The sequence below is a fragment of the Bradyrhizobium sp. P2_E8 genome, assembly GCF_056403875.1.
Genome location: NZ_JBFUES010001677.1, coordinates 1 through 892, shown reverse-complemented (window position 1 = coordinate 892; position 892 = coordinate 1). Strand labels below are relative to the sequence as shown.

The window sequence follows — 892 nt, the reverse complement described above, 5'->3', positions numbered from 1 at the left end:
GATTACCAAAGCGTTAAGCTTGCCTCAACCGGCGCGCGAATGTTTCAGTAAWGAAATACGGAATCACAGAATCACAGGAAACGCAGTCGTGTGGTCGGCACTCCAGGGACGCGTGAGCAATCGGCTCGCCCGGCACTTCCGTGCCGCGCCGCACCGGCTGCCCGCGCATGCGCCGATGGTGAGCTTTACCTTCGACGATGCCCCCGATAGTGCCGCCGGCGAGGGCGCCTCGCTCCTCGAAGCGCATGGCGGCCGCGGCACCTATTACATCGCCGGCAGCTTGATCGACCAGCCGTCGGATCACTGGCATGGGCTGTCGAACGACGCGATCGTGCGGCTTCACCGGGCCGGCCACGAGATCGCCTGCCACACCTTTTCGCACCAGTGCGCGGTCGATCTCGACGAGGCCGCCATGACCCGCGAGATCGAACGGAACCGCAGCCATCTCCACGCCATCGATTCCTCGATCACGCTGGAGAATTTCGCCTATCCGTACGGCCTCGCCTCGGTCTGGCGCAAGCCGCAGCTCGCAAGAGCCTTCCGCTCGGCACGCGGTATTCTGCCTGGCGTCAATCGCGACGTCATCGACCTCCAGTTCCTGCGCGCCTCGCCGCTGGTCGATTGCGAGATCGATACGGCGGGCGTCGATCGCTATTTCGACGAGGCGGTCGAGAGCGGCGGATGGCTCATCTTCTACGGCCATGACGTCGCGAACGCGCCGAGCCCCTATGGCTGCACGCCGCAGCTGATGCGCCATGCGCTTGAGGCGGCCGGCAAGCGCGACATACCGATCGTGACCGTTGCAGAGGCATTGCGAAGGATCGGGGCGTAGCTCTTTCTTCCTTCTCCCCTTGTGGGAGAAGGTGGCGCAAAGCGCCGGATGAGGGGTCTG

The 892-nt window shown here is 64.3% G+C and carries 1 protein-coding gene; it reads left to right on the top strand.

Going from position 1 to position 892, the window contains the following annotated elements; genetic code table 11:
- Nucleotides 1–88: 88 nt before the first annotated feature.
- Nucleotides 89–832 (top strand): polysaccharide deacetylase family protein, encoded by a 744-nt coding sequence (locus AC1D00_RS43180; protein WP_477014932.1) that lies wholly within the window; start codon nucleotides 89–91, stop codon nucleotides 830–832.
- Nucleotides 833–892: the final 60 nt, after the last annotated feature.